The sequence below is a fragment of the Amycolatopsis sp. NPDC039088 genome (genome assembly GCF_055598845.1).
The window spans coordinates 40436-59182 of the sequence record NZ_JBVKAE010000042.1; the positions used below are offsets into that span (position 1 = coordinate 40436).

Genomic DNA, 18747 nt, shown 5'->3' on the forward strand with positions numbered 1-18747 from the left:
GGGGGCGTCCCCCGAAAGCCGGGCCATCTGGGGTGGGGGGGGTTGGGGAGGGGAAACCCCCAAACCCCTCCACACTCGGACCCCGCAGGCATCAGCGATGCCACATCCGGAGCACCAAGAACAGTGCCGACCAGCAACTCATGTGACTTTGCCGGGGACCCTGACTCGAAAGGTCCGTGAAGAGGGCCTTCACGGGCCGACTCCCCGTCAGAACTTGGTGCCCAGCCAGGCCATCGCGACCGGACCGCCCGCCGAGACGCCGCCGATGTGTTCCAGCAGCGGGAATTCCTGCCAGGTGACGTCGGCGCCGAGTGCGCGGTAACGGTCGCGCAGCCCCTTGCCGACCGACAGCGGGATCAGCTCGTCCAGCGACGCGTGGTACAGGTAGACCGGCGCGCCGGGCTTGGTCTTGCCCGCCAGGTTCTCCCCGAGCCGGGTCTGCCAGCGCGGGTCGAACGAAACGTTCGGCACGGTCGTGAAGTCGTTGAGCCGCGCGAAAGGCGCCGCCGCGCCGAGTTCGACGGTGCACGCTTCCTTGACCGTCGCGACGGCCTTCTCGCCCTTCGCGTTGAGCACGTCGTTGAACGGCAGTTCCGGGTACGCGGTCGCGTAGCCGACAGCGGCGCCGAGCACCAGACCGAACGCCGGACCGCCGTCGTTGAACTTCAGTACCGCGTTCAGATCCGCCGGAACCCCGCCTTCCGCGACCCCGACCAGGTTGACCTCAGGTGCGTAGGACGGCTGCAGTTCACCCGCGAACGCCGCGGCCTGACCACCTTGCGAGTAGCCGAAAACGCCGACCGGGCCGGTCTTCGACAATCCCGCGTCGGGGACCCTGGCGGCGGCGCGGGCGGCGTCGAGGACGGCCCGGCCTTCGGACTGGCCGACGGCGTAGGTGTGCGTACCCGGTGTGCCGAGGCCTTCGTAGTCGGTCACGACGACCGCCCAGCCGCGCGAAAGTGCTTGGCTCATCAGGAGGACTTCGTTCTCGGACCCGTTCGTCAGCCGCGTCGACGGCGCGCAGCGGTCGCCGAGACCGTGGGTGCCGACGGCGTAGGTGACCAGCGGACGCGGCCCGTTCGTCCAGGGAGTGTGCGGGACCAGCAGGATGCCCGACACCGTGTTCGGCTGCCCTGTCGCCGAGGTGGAGCGGTAGAGGAGTTTCCAGGCCTTCGCCGGGGCGGTGGCGATGACCGACTTGTATTCGACCAGGTCCCCCGGCGCGCTCGGCGCGGCTTGCGCGGCCGGGGCGCCGACGAGGGCGGCGGTGAGAGCTGCGACCAGAACTGTCCGAAGCACCGTTGCCTCCAGTTTGGTAATTAAGATTTTCGCAATGTAGGCGGTGTTGGTAGCATCTGGCAATCCCTATTACCGAATCGGGGGAGGTCGAGTGGCCCGCACGTACGGCGGGGTCGCACCCGAGCAGCGGCGCGCCGAACGGCGTGAACGCCTGCTTTCCGCGGCCCTGGACCTGTTTACTTCGACGGGCTACCAGCAGGCGAAGATCACCGAGCTGTGCACGCGCGCCGGCGTCTCGACGCGGAACTTCTACGAGGAGTTCGAGAGCAAGGAGCAGGTACTGCTGACCCTGCACGAGCGCATCAACGCCCTCGCGCTGGAGCACGTCACCGGCATCCTGGACCGGCTTGAGGACGCCGACGCGGTCACCCGGATCGGGACGCTGCTCGACGTCTTCGTCGCCACGGTGACCTCGGATCCGCGCATGCCGCGGCTGAACTACGTCGAGGCTGTCGGTGTCAGCGCCGCTTTGGAGGCGCAGCACCAGGAATGGGTCGACCGGTGGGCCGCGTTCATCGAAGCCGAGGCCCGGCACGCCGCCCTGCACGGCGTCGCGCCGGACCGCGACTACCACCTGACGGCCGTCGCGCTCGTCGGCGCGGCGACCGGGCTCCTGCGTGAGTGGCAGGCGCACACGCCGCCGCTGCCCGTCGCCGACGTCGCCGCCGAACTCCGGGCCTTGATGCTCGCCGCCATCACCCGGCCGGCCTAAAACGCGGTCCTTGCACCCGCAAGGACCGCATTCAGAGGACGAAACGCGTTTCAGGAGACGGCGGAAGCCCGGCGGAAGGTGTTGTGCAGGACGGCCAGCAGCGCGTCGCGGACCGAGAGCCGCTGCCGCGCGTCGAAGGTGATCAACGGGACGTCGTCGCCCACCGCGAGCGCCCACCGCACGTCTTCGAGGTCGTGCTTGAGGGAACCGTCGAACACGTTCACCCCGACCACGAACGGCAATCCGGCCTTCTCGAAGTAGTCGACGGCCGGGTAGCAGTCGTCGAGCCGCCGGGTGTCGACGATGACCAGCGCGCCCAGCGCGCCGAGCACGAGGTCGTGCCACATGAACCCGAACCGGTCCTGGCCCGGGGTGCCGAAGAGGTACAGCTTCACCTCTTCGTCGATGGTGATGCAGCCGAAGTCCAGCGCCACCGTCGTGGTGGTCTTCGACGGCACGTCTCCGCCCGCGTCGTCGACGGCCGCCCCGGTCGAGGTCATCGCGGCCTCGGTGGTCAGCGGTTTGATCTCCGAGATCGCCCCGACGGTGGTCGTCTTGCCGACGCCGAACCCGCCGGCGATGACGATCTTGACCGGTGTCGGCGGCTTGGCCGACGCCGGTTCAGCGAATTGCTTCGAGTCCACGAATGACCCTTTCGATCATGCCGAGGTCCTGGGTGAGGGTTCCGGTCGGCCGTCGGAGTACGACGTAGCCGAGCGCGGCGAGATCCGCCACGAGCACCCTGGCCACGCCGATGTGCAGGCCGAGCATCGCCGCCACTTCGGCGACGGATTTCGTTTCCCGGCAAAGGGAAACGATCTCCCGTCGTTCGAAGGTCAGCCTCGACTGCGAAGCCGCCCCGAGTCTGCTCGTGAGCACCTGCGCCTCGATTTCGAGCGTGCCGTCCACCGGCTGTGCGCGGCCGGCGGTGAGCAGATACGGGCGCAGCAGCGAAATGTCCTGCTCGCCACCCCGGGGGCGAGGTACCTGATCGTCGCTCATTCCCTTGTCCCCTCGTCCTTTCAGCTGCCGACGCTCTTCTTGAGTTCCTCGATCAGCGCGGGGGTGAGCACCTCGGTGGCGCGGTTGGCGAACATCGCCATCTCGTAGGCGATCGTGCCGAGGCTGGCCTGCTTCGTGGCGAGCACGCCGAGCGAGCAGCCGATGCTGATCGTGCAGACCAGCAGATAGCCCTGTTCCAGCTCGATGATGATCTTGTCGGGCGAACCGAGCGGGTGGCTCTCGGAGACACCGTGCGCCAGGCCGAGCATCGCCGAGCAGATCGCGGCCAGCCGGTCGGCGTTGGCGCGCTCCAGCTCGGACGACATCGCGATCAGCAGGCCGTCGGCCGAGACGGCGATCGCGCCCATCGCGCTCGCCGTGTTCTGCGCGAAGCGCGTCACCAACCAGTTGAAGTTCCGGGCTTCGACGCTGACTCCGGTCGTCATTTCTTGCTCTTCTCTCTCTGTTCCATCGCCGGGTTGACGGCTTTCTCCAACCCGTCACTGAAGGCGTCGAACGCGGCACGCTCGGCCTCGGGGTCACGCATGCCCTTGGGCTTGGTGGTGTTCAGTGCCGCCCGCGCGGTCTGGTGCCGCGCGGCCGGTCCCTTCGCCAGGCCCGGCGCCAGCTGGGCACCGGGGACCCGGCGGGTGAGACCGCCGCGCGAAGCGGCGGGCACCGGTGTCGGGGTCGGCATCGGCATCGGGTTGCCCGCCGGTGGACTCGCCGGTGGCGGCGAAGCCTGGGGCGGCACGGTGTTGGCAGAAGAAGTCCCAGTGGCCTTCGCGAGTCCTGCCTCGAAGCCGTCGAAGGCCGCTTTGGCCGCCTCTGGATCATGCCTGGACTTCGGCCGCGCCGGTGCTTCGGGGGCACCGGGGAGCTGTGCGCCCTTGACCCGCCGCCGCAGTCCGCCGCGGGTTTCCCCGGAATCGGCGGTGAGCGTCGGCGCGGGAGCCTGGTACACGGGCTCGGGGATGGGGGCGGGAAGCGGCGTGGGTTCCGGTATCGGCATCGGCTCCGCGATCTCCCCGTCGGTTTTGCGGAACCACCGGAAGTCCTTGGGCCGCTGGCCGTCGCGCGGGATCATCCCGGCGATCGCCAACGTCGGCAGCTCCCGCTCGGACGTCTTCTCCCGCGGCTGGTACTGAGGCTGCTGAGGAGTGGGCTCGTCGACCGGTTCCGCCGTCGGCCAAGCGGGCGGCGGGACGCTCTTCCGCACGGGTTCCCGGTAGGTCAGCAGGTTCGGCGGGACGGTGATCCGGGCCGTGATGCCCCCGCCCGCCTCGGTCTCGGTCAGCTCGACCTTGAGCCCGTGCCGCCGCGCGAGGCGGCCGACCACGAACAGGCCGAGCACACTGGTCGGCGCCAGTTCGAGCCGCTCGCGTTCGACCAGCCGCCGGTTCTCCTCGGCGAGCCGTTCTTCGGTCATGCCGATGCCCTGGTCCACGATCACGATCAGGCAGGAGCCGTCGGGCAGCACCTTCGTCCCGACATCCACAAAGGACTCCGGCGGGGAGAACGACGTCGCGTTCTCCAGCAGTTCGGCGAAGATCAGCACCAGGTCCGAACCGAACGGCGACGACAGCAGGACGTCGCCCATCGAGCCGAGCCGGACCCGCTGGTAGTCCTCGATCTCCGCGAGCGCCGAACGCAGCGCCGTCGACAGCTCGATCGGCCCGGAGATCCTCGCTTCGTCGCGGTTTCCCGAAACGACGAGGAGGTTGTCCGCGTTGCGGCGCAGGCGGGTCGAGAGGTGGTCGAGCCGGTAAAGGCTCGCCAGCAGCGCGACGTCCTGCTCGTTGCGTTCCAGTTCGTCGACGAGCGCCAGCTGCCTGCCGACCAGGTTCTGCGTCCGTTTCGCGACGTTCGCGAACATGAGGCCGACGTTGCGCCGCGTGACGGTCTGCCGTTCCACCAGTTCGGCTGCGGTGGCCTGGACCCGGTTGAACGCCTCGGCGAGTTTCCCGAGTTCGTCCTGGGAGGACACGTCGATGGTGGCGAGCCGGGGCGCGAGTTCTTCGGCCTGTTCGGTGTCGGAGACGCGGACCAGTTCGGTACTCGCGAGGTCGGCGACCGAAGTCGCCGCCGTGGTCAGCTTCCGCAGCGGATCCGCGATCGACCGGCTGACCGCGATCGCGAGCCCACCGACCAGCAGGAACAGCACACCGGCGCCGATACCGATCGTCCACGCCAGGTTCTGCGCGGCGTCGGCTCGCGCGGTCGCGGCGTCGGCGATACCGGCGGTGACCTCGTCCTGGACGAGTCGTCGCTGGTTCGACTGGGCTTCGACGGCACCGAGGATGTCCGGCAGCATCGCCTGTACCGCCTGCGGTGTCCTGGCCTGCGGGAGCTTGGCTTCCAGCGCGTCGACCCGGCGGCCGGTCTCGCCCTGGTCGACCGAGACGACGTCGGTGGACTGCGTGACATCGGCCTGCTGCACGAACCGTTCGAGGAACAGCGACGCCTGCTGTTTCGCGTCGTCCAGCACCGGCGCCCCGGATTCGGGGGTGACCAGCACGATGATCAACGCCATACCGCGCAACGAGTACTCCTCGTTCGCGCGCAGCAGCGCGTCGAGCGCCGTCAGCTGACGGGTGCCCTCCGCGTCACTGGTCTGCTGTGGCACCAGGCGAAGCGCGTTGATGACCGCGTCGATCACCGCGTGGTACGTCCGCGCCACGCTGTCCAGTGAGGCACCGCGCCGGAGCGCGTTCGCGCGGATCTCGTCCAGCGAACCGATCCGGACCAGCGCGGCGGCGAGCTCTTCCGGCGCGTCGGCACTCAGCTGTGCCCGGACCTGGTTCACCGTGTCGGCTACGACACCCTGCTGTCGCACCATCGCCGAACTGCCCGCCGACGTCGACGCGATGTAGTGCGCCGTCAGCAACCGTTCCCGCTGCAGTTCCCACGCCAGCGCGCCCAGCGCGCGAGCCTGCGACGCGACGTCGGCCGTGGTGCGGGCGGACCGCGCGTCGTCGACTTCCCCGGCGACGTAAGGCACCGACACCAGGACCACCGCGGTCAGCGGCAACATCAGGAGCAGGTTGAGCTTGCCCCGGATGCCGAGTCTGCCGAGAAACCCGGAGCGCGACTTACGCTCCGGCCGCGTTTTCCCGTGCCTCATGGTCACCTTTCTCCTCAACTCCGCCCGAGATGTCCGCGGTGCTGCTCCCGGACGAGGTCTTCGATGGACGCGCGCAGCGCGAGGAACTCCGGCGCGCGTTTGACCGCGAGGTCGCGCTCACCGGGTAGATCGACCACGATATCGGCGGCGACCCGGCCCGGATCCGACGCCAGCACCACGACCCGCCGCCCGAGGAACACGGCCTCCTCGACGTCGTGGGTCACCATCAGCACCGTCGTTCCGGTGTCGGTCCAGATCCGGCGGATCAGGACCTGCATGTCCTCTTTGGTCTGGACGTCCAGCGCGCCGAAAGGTTCGTCGAGCAGCAGCACCTCGGGTTCGCACGCCAGTGCCCGCGCGATCGCGACCCGCTGCTTCTGCCCGCCGGAAAGCTGCTTGGGCAACGACTTCCGCAGCCCGGCGAGCCCCGTCTCCTCGAGATACCAGTCCACCCGGCGAGCGCGTTCGGCCGTGTCGAGGCTCAGCAGTTCGAGTCCGAACGCGACATTGCTCTCCACCGTGCGCCACGGGTACAGCGCCCCGTGCTGGAACACCAGTCCGCGATCCGGGCCCGGCCCGGTCACCGCGTCACCGTCGAGGGTGATCAGCCCCTCGGACGGTTCGGTCAGCCCGGCGATCAGCGAAAGCAGGGTCGACTTGCCGGATCCGCTCGCGCCGACGACGCAGACGAAGTCGCCGCGCGCGATGTCTAGGTCGATCCCGTCGAGTGCGCGGGTGGTCTTGCCTCCGGCGGTGTAGTCCTTGGCGATGCCCTTGAGTTCCAGCGTCACGCCGCCCACTTCCCGACCCGCGTCCGCAGTTGCCGGAGCGCGACGTCGATGATCAGGCCGAGCAGGCCGATCACGATCAGCAACGCGAAGATCCGGTCGGTCTGGGTGAACCGTTGCGCCCGCATGATCCGCAGGCCCAGCCCGGCGGTGGCGTTGATCAGCTCGGCGACCACCACGAAGTTCCACGCGGCCGCGGCGTTGACGCGGGTCGCGTCGATCATGCCGGGCAGCGCGTGCGGGACGATCACCTTGCGCAGCACCTCACCGCGCCGCGCCCCGAGCGTGTAGGACACGTCGATCAGCGAACGCGGCACCCCGCGGACCGCGTCGGCCGTCATCAGCGTGTTGAAGAAGACCGTGCCGAGGAACAGGACGGCGACCTTCGACGGCTCACCGAGGCCGAGCCAGATCATCAACAGCGGGATGAACGCGCTCGCCGGCAGATAGCGCAGCATCGCGATGACCGGCTCGAACAGCGCCAGCCCGGCGTTGAAGGTCCCCATCACGATGCCGAGCGGCACCGAGACGAGCACCGCGAGCCCGAAGCCGAGCAGCACCCGCTGGGTGGTCGCCCAGAGATCGCTGAACAGTTCGCCCGACTCGATCATCTTCACCAGCGCGTCGAACACCGCGACCGGTGTCGGCAGGAACAGGGGCTTGACGACCTGCAACGCGTTCAGCGTCACCCAGATCAGCAGCGGGATCGCGAACGACAGGACCGCCAGCGTCCACTTCCACCGCGAGGGGATCGGCGTCCGGAGCGAGAACAGCGGGGAGGCGTTCGGTTTGAGGCCTGCCCGGCGGGGCAGCGGCGACCAGTCCGGCCGCGCGCCGCCTCGTCGGCGATCCTCCTGCGCTTCGGCGAGCCGCTGCTCGTCGTCGAGGCGACGCGCTTCGGCCTCTTCGGCGGTGTCCGTCCGCTGAACGGACGAACGCGCCGAGTCCGTGGTGCTCACGGCACCGACTTGACGTACTGGTCGTCGAACAGCCCGTCGATGTTGGGCCGGGCCGGGGCCAGCCCGGTGGAGACCATGAAGTCGGCGATCTTGCCCGCCTGGAAGTTCAGATGCGCGGGGGTGACGCCCGGGGTGAACGCGTCGAGGTTCTGCTGTTTGGTGAAGATCGTGGTGCCCGCGTCGTAGGTCTTGTACTCGTCCGTCGACACGGCCCCGCGCTTCGCCATGATCTGGACGGCTTCGTCCTTGTTCTGCTTGATCCAGTCGATCGTCTGGAACCAGGTGGTCACCAGTGCCTGGACCTCCTTCTTGCGCTCCTTCGACATGTTCTCGGAGACGACAAGGTGGTCCGGGATGGCGCCGGGGAACTCGGCGGACGTCGCGATCGCGCGGCTGCCGGGGCGTTCGAGCGCCTTCGAGGTGAACGGGGCGAACGCGGCGACGGCGTCGACCTGCCCGCCGACGAACGCGGCCGCGGCGGCGTCGGTCAGCAGCGGGACCAGCTCGACGTCCTTCTCGGTCAGCTTCGCCTCCTGCAGGGCGAGCAGCAGGAGGTAGTGGTCGACGGTGCCCTGCTCGACGGCGACCTTCTTGCCCTTGAGGTCGGCGACGCCGGTGATCCCCTCACGGGCGATGATCTTGTCGTTGCCCGTGGAGTTGTCGTTGACCAGGACGACGGACAGCTTCGCGCCACCGCTGACCGAGGCGAGCGTGTCGTTGAGGGTCTGGCTGTTGGCGTCGATCGCGCCGGAGGAAAGTGCGTTGATGCTTTCGGTGTAACTGTCGAACCACTTCAGGTCGACGTTCACGCCGTTCTTCTCGAAAAGGCCTTTTTCCTGGGCCACCGCCCACGGGAACCAGCCCGGCCAAGCGCTGTAACCGATGGTGACCTTGGTGCCGGAAGCGGCTGTGCTGGTGTCCGAACAAGCCGAAAGGGCTGTCACACCGGCCAACGAAATGGCGCACAGCAACGCCGTCATGAGACGGCGGGAACGGGAAATCACAACGCACTCCTGGGGAAGGGGAGTAACACGGGCCTGGAAAGTTCCGGTGGCTCGAGCGCAGGAGTGATCGACCGGCGTCGAACTCCCTGGCGGAAGTACGGCCGGCAATTAGCGGACGGAGCAGCCGCACACCCGGCCGTCCCACCCTGAACCTCTAAACACTCTGTATAGAGGTGATCACCCCGTTGCCCTCGGCGGCGATCCTATCGAGCGGCGCAAGGTCTACCTAGTGTGATGATCGGCTCCTTGCTCGATTTGCTGTCACATTCCGCTAAATCCGGCCAGGTTCGCCCCAAGGGGCGAGGTCTGGACCGGTGGGCAACCCGGGGTACGGCGGCGCGCGTCCATCAGGTGGCCGGTGAATCCCAGCCGGCCGATCGGGAGGGAGCGGAAGATGAAAATTCGTTCGGCCGCGTTGTGCGTCGCGGGTGCGGCGCTCGTGTCCACCATGGCCGGAGCGGGACCGGCGAACGCGACGAGACCGTCCAGTCTCGTCCTCGGTCCGAGCAGTGTCGTCGCAGGTGGGACGGTGACCGCGGATATCTACTGCCTGCGCCCGTCGGGTGCCGGAGAGCTCGCGACGACCCTCGTCGCGGACGGGCTCGCGGCGCCGATTCCCTTGCGGGTAGTGGGAGACGGTGGCACCGGCGGGATCGGTGTCGCGTTGCGCGGCGACGGTCCCGTGGGGACTGTGCCGGGCCGGTACACGGCGTCCTACGACTGCTGGGGCTGGATTGTTCGCGCGGAGTTCACTGTCACGAACTGACAACGCGACCTTGGAGAAGCGAAGGCCGCCGCCCGGGTTCCGGCGGCGGCTTTCGCCGCGCGTCACGGGCGGACCGTCGGCATCGTGGGCATCGGCAGGTCGACCGGTCCCGCTGTCTGGCACATGTCGTGGCAGGTCGCGTCGAGGGTGCAGCACAGCGAGCAGATGGCTCCCGACTGCTTCGCGCAGTCGGCGATGTCGGGCAGTTCGAACTCGTCCTGGCACACCGTGCAGACATGTGTCGCGCGGAGTTCCGCCGGAGATAATTTCTGTCGAATGACAGAATTAGGACGGGCCAGATAGGTCCTGCCCTTCGTGGCGATGGCGATGGCTGGGACGAGCACCATCGCGACGACCAACGCGAGCAAGGGGCTGAATGCGGAAAGGAATTGTCCGAACGCGCCGAAATAGGCGGCGATCGAAAGGGTGGAAGCGACGATCATCGAACCGAATCCGACCGGATTGATCTTCGGAAGATAAGCCCGTTTGAATTCGATGTACCTCGGCGATAGACCGAGCGGTTTCGCGATGACGAGATCCGCGCAGACCGCGCCTATCCAGGCGATTGCCACGTTGGAGTAGAAGCCGAGGATCTTGTTCAGGAAGGCGAACGCGCCGAATTCCATCAAGGCGAGCGCGATCCCGCAGTTCACCAGTACGTACCAGACCCGGCCCGGGTGACGGTGCAATACCCGGGAAAAGAAGTTGGCGAACGACAGCGACCCGGAATAGGCGTTCGTCGTGTTGATCTTGATCTGGCTGACCACGACGAACAGGGCGGCGAAGGTCAGCGCCGCCGGGCCGAGCGCCGGCTTGACCGCCTCCAGGTAGGGGGCGATCGGCTCCAGCGCGTGTGCCTTCCCGACCACGCCGAGGGCGAGGAAGGCCAGCAGCGCGCCGCCGATCTGCTTGGCGGCGCCGAGCACCACCCAGCCGGGGCCCGCCGCGAGAACGGCTCCCCACCAGGCCCGTTTGTTCGAGTCCGTCTTCTCCGGCATGAACCGGAGGTAGTCGGCCTGCTCGCCGATCTGCCCGATCAGCGACAGCGCGACCCCCATGCCGAAGCCGAACCCGATCGCAGAGAAGCCGGAGCCCGCGCCCTCGGTCCCGCCGAACGAGGCGAACTCCGCGAACTTGCCCGGCTCCCGGATCGCGACCACCACGAACGGGAGGACGAGTCCGGCGATCCACAGCGGCTGCGTCCAGGCCTGCATCTTCGCGACCGCGCCCATCCCGTACAGCGCGAACGGCAGGACGATCAGCGTCGAGAGCAGGTAGCCGATCGGCAGCGGGATGCTCAAGGCCAGCTGGAAGGCCTGCGCCATGATCGAGCCTTCGAGCGAGAAGAAGATGACGGTGAAGCTCGCGTACACGAGCGACGTCAGCGTGGAGCCGAAGTAGCCGAAGCCCGCTCCGCGCGTCAGCAGGTCCATGTCGACGCCGTACTTCGCGCACGCGTGCGCGATGGGGACACCGGTCACGAAGATGACCAAGGCCGCCGCGAGGATCGCGAGCACGCCGGAGGTGAACCCATAAGAGAGGACGATGCTGGCGCCGATCGCGAAGTCGGCGAGGTAGGCGATCCCGCCCAGCGCAGTCGTCGCGACGACGAACGGCGACCAGCGGCGGAACGAGTGCGGGGCGAAGCGGAGTGAGTAGTCCTCGCGGTTCTCGTTGGCGGCGAGCGGGGTGTAGGTGCGCTTCGGCGGAGCGGTCTCCGGAGATCCGGTGGTGGGCAGCGTGCCGGTCATGAACCTGCCTCCGTGGTCGTGGGGAAGGAGAGCACGCCGAAAGTAGGTCCGGCCTTTATCGATCAGGGTCCGGCAGGTAACCACCGGGTTACGGCTTGCGGTCCAGCGGTTACACACTGATGACCGCGCCCGGGTGGCGGGAGTCACCGTTCAGTGGGTTTCGCCGCCGCGTCCGAGGCAATACCGTCGGCGGCAAAGCCGAAGTCACAGATGCCCCGACCGGGTACGGAGGTTTGGCGGATGATGCCGGAGATCAAGGATGGCGTGGACGACGACGCCGTCGTGCGCCTGCCCGGAATGCGAGTGGCCTACGAAGGAGGCGCCTTCGACGAGTCCGCGCTGGCGGAGACGTGGTTCGCGCAGCTGCAGGACTGGCTGAACCAGGCCGTCGCCGCGGGAGTCGCCGAACCGAACGCGATGGTGCTCGCCACAGCCGACCCGGAGGGCAGGCCGTCCTCCCGGACCGTCCTGTGCAAGGGCCTCGACGAACGCGGCGTCGTGTTCTACACGAACTACACGTCGACGAAGAGCCACGACCTGACCGCGACGCGCTACGCGTCGGTCACCTTCCCGTGGTACCCCCTGCAGCGTCAGGTCCACGTGCGCGGCGAGGTGGAGAAGGTCAACGTCGCCGAGACCGCCGCGTACTGGGCGTCGCGGCCGCGGGGTTCGCAGCTCGGGGCCTGGGCCTCGCCGCAGTCCCGCGTCGTCGACGGCCGCCGTCCCCTCGACACCGCACTCCACGGCATCGAGCGCCGCTTCGCCGAGGTCGAGAGCATCCCGGTCCCGCCGCACTGGGGCGGGTGGCGCATCCGGCCCGATGTCGTCGAGTTCTGGCAGGGCCGCGAGGACCGCATGCACGACAGGCTCCGCTACGTCCGGACCGACGACGGCTGGCAGATCGAGCGCGTAGCGCCGTAATTTTTGTCAGCGCTGAGTTTTCTGTCGAGCGCTGACGAAAAGCGCGCCGAAGGGGCGCCGGGCCGTATTCAACTCGCGTTGAGTGCGGAGGGCGCCCCTTCATCGCGTTTTCGTGGGCCTTCGGCCCAAAAGAGGGCGCTCGACGGTGAAGTCTCCCCGTCGCGCTGGCGCGCTCCCGGGAGACCGGCGTGGTCGCCGGGGTGTGGCCCTGACGACCCTTGGGGAGTACTTGGGGAACGCATCTAGAGGACTAAATGCGAAGTCATCGCCGTCACTCGCCTCGGCCCTGTGCCTGGGTGACTTAAATCGCGCGCGGTTGGTTAGTTAGCGCGGCTAAGCTGTCGGGTTGTGAGTGACGACGTGGGGGTTGACCAGCGCAAGGGCGTCCGCAAGTTGTTCGGTTCGATCGTCGTCGACACCCGGCCGCTCAAGATCCCCGCGTTCCGCCGCCTCTGGCTGTCCACCGCGGTCACCGCCATCGGCTCCCAGCTCACCGCCGTCGCGGTGCCCAAACAGGTCTTCGATCTCACCGGTTCGTCGGCGTATGTCGGCCTGACCGGCCTCGTCGCCCTGGTCCCGCTGCTCGTGTTCGGCCTGTGGGGTGGCGCGATCGCGGACGCCGTCGACCGGCGCAAGCTCCTCATCGTCACCAACGTCGGGGTCACCGTCACCTCGGCCGTCCTGTGGCTCCAGGCGTTCCTGAACGTCGGCTCGGTCTGGCTCGTGCTCGTCCTGCTGGCGGTCAACCAGGCCTTCTTCGCGATCAACATGCCGACCCGCAGTGCCGTGGTAGCCCGGCTGGTGCCGGACAACCTGATCGCGTCCGCGACCGCGCTGAGCAGCACGATGGCCACCTTCGGCGCGGTCTTCGGCCCGCTGCTCGCCGGTTCGCTGATCCCGGTCCTCGGCCTCTCGACGCTCTACCTGATCGACGTCATCGCGTTGACCGCCACCCTCGTCGCGGTCTGGAAGCTGCCCCCGATCCCGCCGCTCGGCGAGATCGCGCGCCGCGCCGGGCTCCGCGACATCATCGACGGCTTCCGCTACCTGGCGACGCAGAAGATCCTGCTGGCCTCGTTCCTCCTCGACATCATCGCGATGGTGGCCGGGATGCCGCGCGCGCTGATCCCGGAGATGGCCGAGCGCACCTTCGGTGATCCGCCCGGCGGCGGCCCGGCACTGGGCTGGCTGTACGCCGCGATGCCGGCGGGCGCGATGCTGATCGGTCTCTTCTCCGGCTGGCTGACCAGGATCCGCAAGCAGGGTCTCGGCGTCATCATCGCCGTCTGTGTCTGGGGCGCCGCCGTCATCGGGTTCGGCCTCGCGCAGTCGCTGTGGCTGGCCGTCTTCTTCATGGCGCTCGCCGGCGCGGCCGACATGGTCAGTGCGATCTACCGCATGTCGATCCTCCAGATCGCCACCACCGACGAGATGCGCGGACGGCTGCAGGGCGTGTTCACCGTCGTCGTCGCGGGCGGCCCGAGGATCGCCGACCTCACCCACGGCTGGGCGGCCGCCGGTGTCGGCACGGCCGCCGCGGCTTCCGGCGGCGGCGTGCTGGTCATCGTGCTGGTCATCGGGGCGGCGCTGCTGATCCCGTCGTTCTGGCGGTACCGGGCCCCGGTGGACTGAGCCGTTCGGGCTATCGTCGGGCCCATGCGTATTTCACGGGCGATCGTCCTGTTCGCCGCTGTCATCGCGACCGTCACCGCCTGTTCGTCCGGGGACCAGAAGTCGGACAACGCGGCCAAGCCGTCGAGCCAGGCCCCCGCTCCGTCGCAGTCCGCCGCGCCGAGTTCCTCGGCCGCGCCCACCGGTGGCGCCGGTTCGAAGGAGCCGTGCGCGCTGCTGCCCGCCGAGGCCGTCGGGAAGGCCGTCTCTCTCGAAGGTGTCACTTCGGCGCCGGGACCGGTGCAGGACAACGCCGCCAACGGTGGCAAGGCCAAGAGTTGCGTCTATTCGGCCGCGGGCAAGCAGATCGGCGCGCTCGCGGTGACCCGGTTCGAGGGCAACAAGATCAAGCCCGCCGAGATGGTCGCCGCGCTGAAGAAGGCGAAGCCGGGCGCGAAGGACGTCGCCGGTGTCGGCGAGGGCGCCGTCTACTACACCGACGAGAACAAGACCGCGACGCTGGCGGCCGCCGAACTCGTGAACGAGGTTCCGGTGCTGATCAACTACACCGGGCCGACGAAGATGACGCAGGAGATGATGGTGCCGCTGGTGAAGACCGCGGTCGACGCCAACTGAGCGGACTACCCCGAAGCGCGTTTCGTCAACCCGTGACGAAGAACTGACCAAACCGGACTGTCGGCCACAGAGGTGATGCGGCACACTATTGCCGCATGGCGGACACGACGACAACAGAACAGGCCGGGCCTGCCGGTCAGCCGAGCCTCAAACGGGTCATGGGTTCCAAGCTCCTGCTGTTCTTCGTGGTGGGGGACATCATCGGGACGGGCGTCTACGCACTCACCGGTCAGGTGGCAGGCCGGGTGGGCGGCGCGCTGTGGTTGCCGTTCCTGATCGCGTTCGTGGTCGCGATCATGACCGCGTTCAGCTACCTGGAACTGGTCGGGAAGTACCCGCAGGCGGCGGGTGCGGCGCTCTACACACACAAGGCGTTCAAGCTCCGCTTCCTCACCTTCATGGTGGCGTTCGCGGTGATGTGCTCGGGGATCACGTCGGCCTCGTCGGCGGCGAAGGCCTTCGGTGACACCTACCTCAAGGAGTTCATCACCGCGCCGATGCCGTGGGTGGCGATCCTGTTCGTGATCGGGCTCGCGCTGATCAACTTCCGCGGGGTCTCCGAGTCGGTGAAGACCAACGTGGTGCTGACCTGCATCGAGATCGGCGGTCTGCTGATCATCATCGGAGTCGGCGTGTGGGCGGTGCTCAACGGCAACGGGGACGCCTCGCGGCTGGTCGAGTTCGACACCGAGAACCAGACCATGCTGGTGGCGATCACCTCGGCGACGTCGCTGGCGTTCTTCGCGATGGTCGGCTTCGAGGACTCGGTGAACATGGCCGAGGAGTGCAAGGACCCGATCCGGATCTTCCCGAAGGCGATGCTGTGGGGCATGGTCATCGCCGCGACCATCTACATCCTGGTCTCCGTGACCTCTTCGCTGCTGGTGCCCGCCGACGACCTGGAAGCCGCCAAGAGCAGCGCGCTGCTGAAGGTGCTCGACGTCGGGGCCCCCGGGTTCCCGCGCGAGATCTTCTCCGCGATCGGGCTCTTCGCGGTCATCAACTCGGCGCTGATCAACATGCTGATGGCCAGCCGTCTGCTGTACGGCATGGCGAACCAGCGGATCATCCCGAAGCAGCTGGGCACGGTGCACCCGTTCCGCCGCAGCCCGTGGGTGGCGATCGTGTTCACCAGTGTCATCGCCATCGGCCTGGTGTCCTTTGTGGACATCAGTGTGCTCGGCGGTACGACGGCGTTGCTCCTGCTGGCGGTGTTCGCCATCGTCAATGTCGCCGTCCTGGTGCTGCGCAAGGAAAAGTCGGCGCACAAGCATTTTCGTGCGCCGACGATCATCCCGGTGCTGGCCGCGATCTTCTGTCTCTACCTGGTGACCCCGTTGTCCGGGCGGCCCGCTCGCGATTACAAGGTCGCCGCGATCCTGCTCGGCGTCGGCGTCGTGCTCTGGGGGATCAACTGGCTCATCATGCGGGCCACGCACAAGGAAGAGGACCGGCAGCTCGCCGAGCCGCCGGTCGGCTGACCACTCCTATCCGCGGCTGAGCGACTGGTACTCCACCGGGCTGTGCGCCGAGAACACGGTGACCTCGTCGGCGTGTTCTCGGCTCAGCTCGCGCAGCCGCTCGACGTTCTCCAGCCGCGGTTTGCGCAGGGTCTGCACCATGTTCTGGAACGCGGTCATCCCCGGTGGGCAGTGCGGTTTCACCGGATCCATCTGACCGTGGAAGAAGTACGCGTCGCCCGCGTGCAGCAGCCAGCCGTCGCCGGTGTCGACCGCGACTCCCGTGTGGCCTTTGGTGTGCCCCGCGAGCGGTACGAGCAGGATCTCCGGCGGCAGGCCCTTGAGTTCGCGGACGGCCTGGAAACCGAACCACTCGTCGCCGGCCTCGTCGTACTTGCTCCACAGTGGACGGTGGGCGAACTGGTTGGCGCGGAACCGGAGTTTCTCGCTCGCGTTGGCAGGGGCGGTCGCCGCGTCGTGTTCCGCGGTGCGGACGTGCACGACGGCGTTCGGGAAGTCCGCGAGTCCGCCGGCGTGGTCGACGTCGAGGTGGGTGCAGATGATGTGCCGCACGTCCTCCAGTTTGTGGCCGAGCGCCTCGACGTGGTGGGCGGCCGTCTCCGCCTCCACCGGGTTGGCGCCGACCATCAGGGTGAACGGCGTGCCGAGCCAGTCGCCCGGCCGGGCGACGCCCTGGCGGCCGAATCCGGTGTCCACCAGCACGAGCCCGTCGCCGGTCTCGATGAGCAGGCAGTGCGCCACCATCTCCGCGCGGCGCAGCAATCCCGGCTGGCCGTCGAGCAGTTTCCCTCCCGGTGCGCGCATCGTGCCGCAGTTCAGGTGGTGGACCTTCATATCCTGCTCCTCTGGCTGAGCCGCTCGAATGCGGTGGCGTCGTGCGCGGCGAAGACCGTCACCTCGTCACCGTTGTTACTCACAAGTTCGCGCAGCCGGCGCTGGTTGTCCAGTCGTGCCGTCTTCTCCGTCTGCATGTACGACTCGAAGAAGCCGAGTGCGAAGGGGAGGTGAGGTTTTTGTTCGAGTTCGCCGTTGTGGAAGACGGCGTCCCCGGCGTTGAGCAGCCAGCCGTCGCCGGTGTCGACCGCGACCCCGGCGTGCCCGCGGGTGTGCCCGGCGAGCGGGATGAGCAGGACGTCCGGCACACCCTCGAGTTCGCGAACGGCGTCGAAGCCGAACCACGGCTCGCCGTCGGCGCGGTAAGACTTCCAGTCCGGGCCGTGGCTGAACTGGACCTTCCGGTAGCGGCTCGCCTCCTTGCGGTCGATCGGTTTCTCCAACGCTTCGAGTTCGCGCGCGTGGACGTGGACCCGCGCCTGAGGGAAGTCGACGAGCCCGCCCGCGTGATCGAGGTCGAGGTGGGTGAGCACGATGTCGCGCACGTCGGCCGGGTCGAAGCCGAGCTTGCGGATCTGGGTGGTGGCGCTGAGGTCGTCGTCACCGACCGGGTTCACCAAGCGGACGAAACCGGCGCCGAGCCATTCCGCCGGGCGGGTGACGGTCGGCGTGCCGACGCCGGTCTCGACGAGCACGAGGCCGGTTTCGGTCTCCAGGAGAAGGCAGTGGCAGATCAGTTCCGCGCGGCGGAAGAGCCCTGGCCTGCCGTCGACGAGTTTGCCGCCGATAGGCCGCAGGGTTCCGCAGTTGAGGTGGTGGACACGCATCAGGGCAGCTCCCGTTCGAGGGTGGTGCGGAGGTGGGGGGCGATCGCGCGCAGCGGCGCGGTGTCGTGCAACGTCTTGGCCAGCAACAGGCCGCCCTCGATGGTGGCGAGGACGACGGTCGCGAGGTGGTCCGCCTTGTCGGTCTTCAGCACTCCGGCGATGACCGCGTGCCATGAGGTGTAGCCGTCGGCGCAGGCCTGGCGGATCACCTCGCTCTCGCCCGACGCGTCGAGCGCGACCGTCGCGAGTGGACACCCGCGCTGGAAACCCGACTCCTCCAGTGAAGTCGCCAGCGCGTCGACGACGTTCTCGACAGCGGTGACGACGTCGGGGGAGTTCGCGACGATCGTGCGCAACGTGTCGCAGAGGCGTTCGGCGGACTGACCGATGGCCTCGGCGGCGAGTTGCTCCTTGCCGCCGGGGAAGTGGAAGTAGAGCGACCCCTTGGGCGCGCCGCCGGCGGCGACGAGCTGGTTGAGGCCGGTGGCGTGGTAACCCTGCTGGTGGAAGAGGTCGGCGGCGGAATCGAGCATGCGCTGCCGGGTGTCGGTGCGGCGGACCATGCTACTGACTGTAGCTCAAACTATGACGACCGGTCTAGTAAGTGAAGGGTCCGGACTCCGCGTGTCGTTGGCCCGCCGCGAAGGGCACGGTTGATGGTCTCGCGTCCGGTTGAGGCCGGGTCGTGAGTGTTGTTGATAGAACCCAAAGGGGGCCTTCACGCGCAGCCGGTGTGACAGGTGGTGCTGCTGAGGCTCGTGACGGCCGTCCGCGACGAGTGAGGGGCTCGTTGAGGGACTCTGAGTCCCTCAACGAGTCCTTCACGGCCTGGCCGCTACCGGCCTCGCCCGCCATAGGTACCTAATCACCCTTGATTAGAACGCTACTTATTGAGAGGCGACTCAAATGTGGCGTGTCCTGAAGGCCTCCGTTGAGACGTTGAAGGTCTCAACGGGGTCCTTCAGGACATCGCGCTTCGACGCTGGGGCTGCGGTGTTCGCGACACGGGCAGCGGGCGCCGACCGCGCCATA

Annotated in this window: 18 protein-coding genes; 6 read left to right on the forward strand and 12 right to left on the reverse strand. The window is 68.0% G+C overall.

The window, feature by feature from the left end; genetic code table 11:
• Positions 1 to 207 precede the first annotated feature (207 nt).
• Positions 208 to 1299, reverse strand: coding sequence for a lipase family protein (locus ACZ7KI_RS36825; protein ID WP_470277630.1), 1092 nt, complete (start codon positions 1297 to 1299; stop codon positions 208 to 210).
• A 91-nt stretch (positions 1300 to 1390) separates the two neighbouring features.
• Here ACZ7KI_RS36825 and ACZ7KI_RS36830 point away from each other — a divergent pair, with 91 nt between their 5' ends.
• The gene (locus tag ACZ7KI_RS36830) at positions 1391 to 2011 is read left to right on the forward strand and encodes a TetR/AcrR family transcriptional regulator (protein WP_470277631.1); all 621 of its coding nucleotides are present in this window, start codon (positions 1391 to 1393) and stop codon (positions 2009 to 2011) included.
• 50 nt (positions 2012 to 2061) lie between these two features.
• Here ACZ7KI_RS36830 and ACZ7KI_RS36835 read toward each other — a convergent pair whose 3' ends face one another.
• Genes ACZ7KI_RS36835 through ACZ7KI_RS36865 form a run of 7 tightly spaced genes read right to left on the reverse strand, consistent with a single transcriptional unit; the run spans position 2062 to position 8888 of the window.
• Complete coding sequence (locus tag ACZ7KI_RS36835) at positions 2062 to 2655, reverse strand: GTP-binding protein (protein ID WP_470277632.1); 594 nt, start codon at positions 2653 to 2655, stop codon at positions 2062 to 2064.
• Positions 2633 to 3013 carry a DUF742 domain-containing protein gene (locus ACZ7KI_RS36840; RefSeq protein WP_465502446.1) on the reverse strand — a complete coding sequence of 127 codons (381 nt, stop codon included), beginning with the start codon at positions 3011 to 3013 and terminating at the stop codon, positions 2633 to 2635. The genes ACZ7KI_RS36835 and ACZ7KI_RS36840 overlap by 23 nt, the downstream gene beginning before the upstream one ends.
• 20 nt (positions 3014 to 3033) lie before the next feature.
• Positions 3034 to 3459 carry a roadblock/LC7 domain-containing protein gene (locus ACZ7KI_RS36845; protein WP_005156032.1) on the reverse strand — a complete coding sequence of 142 codons (426 nt, stop codon included), beginning with the start codon at positions 3457 to 3459 and terminating at the stop codon, positions 3034 to 3036.
• The gene (locus ACZ7KI_RS36850; RefSeq protein WP_470277633.1) at positions 3456 to 6137 is read right to left on the reverse strand and encodes a sensor histidine kinase; all 2682 of its coding nucleotides are present in this window, start codon (positions 6135 to 6137) and stop codon (positions 3456 to 3458) included. The genes ACZ7KI_RS36845 and ACZ7KI_RS36850 overlap by 4 nt, the downstream gene beginning before the upstream one ends.
• A gap of 14 nt (positions 6138 to 6151) precedes the next feature.
• Complete coding sequence (locus ACZ7KI_RS36855) at positions 6152 to 6928, reverse strand: ABC transporter ATP-binding protein (RefSeq protein ID WP_470277634.1); 777 nt, start codon at positions 6926 to 6928, stop codon at positions 6152 to 6154.
• The gene (locus ACZ7KI_RS36860; RefSeq protein ID WP_470277635.1) at positions 6925 to 7884 is read right to left on the reverse strand and encodes an ABC transporter permease; all 960 of its coding nucleotides are present in this window, start codon (positions 7882 to 7884) and stop codon (positions 6925 to 6927) included. Before ACZ7KI_RS36860 ends, ACZ7KI_RS36855 begins: the two co-directional genes overlap by 4 nt.
• The gene (locus ACZ7KI_RS36865; RefSeq protein WP_470277636.1) at positions 7881 to 8888 is read right to left on the reverse strand and encodes an ABC transporter substrate-binding protein; all 1008 of its coding nucleotides are present in this window, start codon (positions 8886 to 8888) and stop codon (positions 7881 to 7883) included. Before ACZ7KI_RS36865 ends, ACZ7KI_RS36860 begins: the two co-directional genes overlap by 4 nt.
• A gap of 394 nt (positions 8889 to 9282) precedes the next feature.
• Here ACZ7KI_RS36865 and ACZ7KI_RS36870 point away from each other — a divergent pair, with 394 nt between their 5' ends.
• Positions 9283 to 9654: a hypothetical protein gene (locus ACZ7KI_RS36870; protein WP_470277637.1), complete on the forward strand. Its 372-nt coding sequence runs from the start codon at positions 9283 to 9285 to the stop codon at positions 9652 to 9654.
• A gap of 62 nt (positions 9655 to 9716) precedes the next feature.
• Here the strand turns inward: ACZ7KI_RS36870 and ACZ7KI_RS36875 are convergent, their stop codons facing one another.
• The gene (locus ACZ7KI_RS36875) at positions 9717 to 11405 is read right to left on the reverse strand and encodes a purine-cytosine permease family protein (RefSeq protein ID WP_470277638.1); all 1689 of its coding nucleotides are present in this window, start codon (positions 11403 to 11405) and stop codon (positions 9717 to 9719) included.
• A gap of 240 nt (positions 11406 to 11645) precedes the next feature.
• Here ACZ7KI_RS36875 and pdxH point away from each other — a divergent pair, with 240 nt between their 5' ends.
• The 4 genes from pdxH to ACZ7KI_RS36895 all read left to right on the forward strand — a co-directional run bounded on the left by pdxH (position 11646) and on the right by ACZ7KI_RS36895 (position 16054).
• Positions 11646 to 12326, forward strand: a complete 681-nt coding sequence (pdxH, locus tag ACZ7KI_RS36880; protein WP_470277639.1) for a pyridoxamine 5'-phosphate oxidase — start codon at positions 11646 to 11648, stop codon at positions 12324 to 12326.
• Between the two features lie 348 nt (positions 12327 to 12674).
• Positions 12675 to 13958: an MFS transporter gene (locus tag ACZ7KI_RS36885; protein ID WP_470277640.1), complete on the forward strand. Its 1284-nt coding sequence runs from the start codon at positions 12675 to 12677 to the stop codon at positions 13956 to 13958.
• 24 nt (positions 13959 to 13982) lie between these two features.
• Entirely contained in the window at positions 13983 to 14573 is a 591-nt protein-coding gene (locus ACZ7KI_RS36890) for a DUF3558 domain-containing protein (RefSeq protein WP_470277641.1), read from the forward strand.
• A gap of 95 nt (positions 14574 to 14668) precedes the next feature.
• Entirely contained in the window at positions 14669 to 16054 is a 1386-nt protein-coding gene (locus ACZ7KI_RS36895) for an APC family permease (RefSeq protein ID WP_470277642.1), read from the forward strand.
• 6 nt (positions 16055 to 16060) lie between these two features.
• On the opposite strand, the gene ACZ7KI_RS36900 is transcribed toward ACZ7KI_RS36895, so the two are convergent.
• Genes ACZ7KI_RS36900 through ACZ7KI_RS36910 form a run of 3 tightly spaced genes read right to left on the reverse strand, consistent with a single transcriptional unit; the run spans position 16061 to position 18278 of the window.
• Complete coding sequence (locus ACZ7KI_RS36900) at positions 16061 to 16888, reverse strand: MBL fold metallo-hydrolase (protein ID WP_470277643.1); 828 nt, start codon at positions 16886 to 16888, stop codon at positions 16061 to 16063.
• Positions 16885 to 17715: an MBL fold metallo-hydrolase gene (locus ACZ7KI_RS36905; RefSeq protein ID WP_470277644.1), complete on the reverse strand. Its 831-nt coding sequence runs from the start codon at positions 17713 to 17715 to the stop codon at positions 16885 to 16887. The genes ACZ7KI_RS36900 and ACZ7KI_RS36905 overlap by 4 nt, the downstream gene beginning before the upstream one ends.
• A complete protein-coding gene (locus tag ACZ7KI_RS36910; RefSeq protein ID WP_470277645.1) occupies positions 17715 to 18278 on the reverse strand; it encodes a TetR/AcrR family transcriptional regulator in 564 nt (187 codons plus the stop codon). Before ACZ7KI_RS36910 ends, ACZ7KI_RS36905 begins: the two co-directional genes overlap by 1 nt.
• Between the last annotated feature and the right edge of the window lie 469 nt (positions 18279 to 18747).

What these genes read in the sequence shown, in the direction of transcription:
- ACZ7KI_RS36840 (WP_465502446.1), bottom strand. Translation starts at nt 3,013, where the DNA reads ATGAGCGACGATCAGGTACCTCGCCCCCGGGGTGGCGAGCAGGACATT.
- ACZ7KI_RS36845 (WP_005156032.1), bottom strand. Translation starts at nt 3,459, where the DNA reads ATGACGACCGGAGTCAGCGTCGAAGCCCGGAACTTCAACTGGTTGGTG.
- ACZ7KI_RS36850 (WP_470277633.1), bottom strand. Translation starts at nt 6,137, where the DNA reads ATGAGGCACGGGAAAACGCGGCCGGAGCGTAAGTCGCGCTCCGGGTTT.
- ACZ7KI_RS36870 (WP_470277637.1), top strand. Translation starts at nt 9,283, where the DNA reads ATGAAAATTCGTTCGGCCGCGTTGTGCGTCGCGGGTGCGGCGCTCGTG.
- ACZ7KI_RS36875 (WP_470277638.1), bottom strand. Translation starts at nt 11,405, where the DNA reads ATGACCGGCACGCTGCCCACCACCGGATCTCCGGAGACCGCTCCGCCG.
- pdxH (WP_470277639.1), top strand. Translation starts at nt 11,646, where the DNA reads ATGATGCCGGAGATCAAGGATGGCGTGGACGACGACGCCGTCGTGCGC.
- ACZ7KI_RS36890 (WP_470277641.1), top strand. Translation starts at nt 13,983, where the DNA reads ATGCGTATTTCACGGGCGATCGTCCTGTTCGCCGCTGTCATCGCGACC.
- ACZ7KI_RS36895 (WP_470277642.1), top strand. Translation starts at nt 14,669, where the DNA reads ATGGCGGACACGACGACAACAGAACAGGCCGGGCCTGCCGGTCAGCCG.
- ACZ7KI_RS36900 (WP_470277643.1), bottom strand. Translation starts at nt 16,888, where the DNA reads ATGAAGGTCCACCACCTGAACTGCGGCACGATGCGCGCACCGGGAGGG.
- ACZ7KI_RS36905 (WP_470277644.1), bottom strand. Translation starts at nt 17,715, where the DNA reads ATGCGTGTCCACCACCTCAACTGCGGAACCCTGCGGCCTATCGGCGGC.
- ACZ7KI_RS36910 (WP_470277645.1), bottom strand. Translation starts at nt 18,278, where the DNA reads ATGGTCCGCCGCACCGACACCCGGCAGCGCATGCTCGATTCCGCCGCC.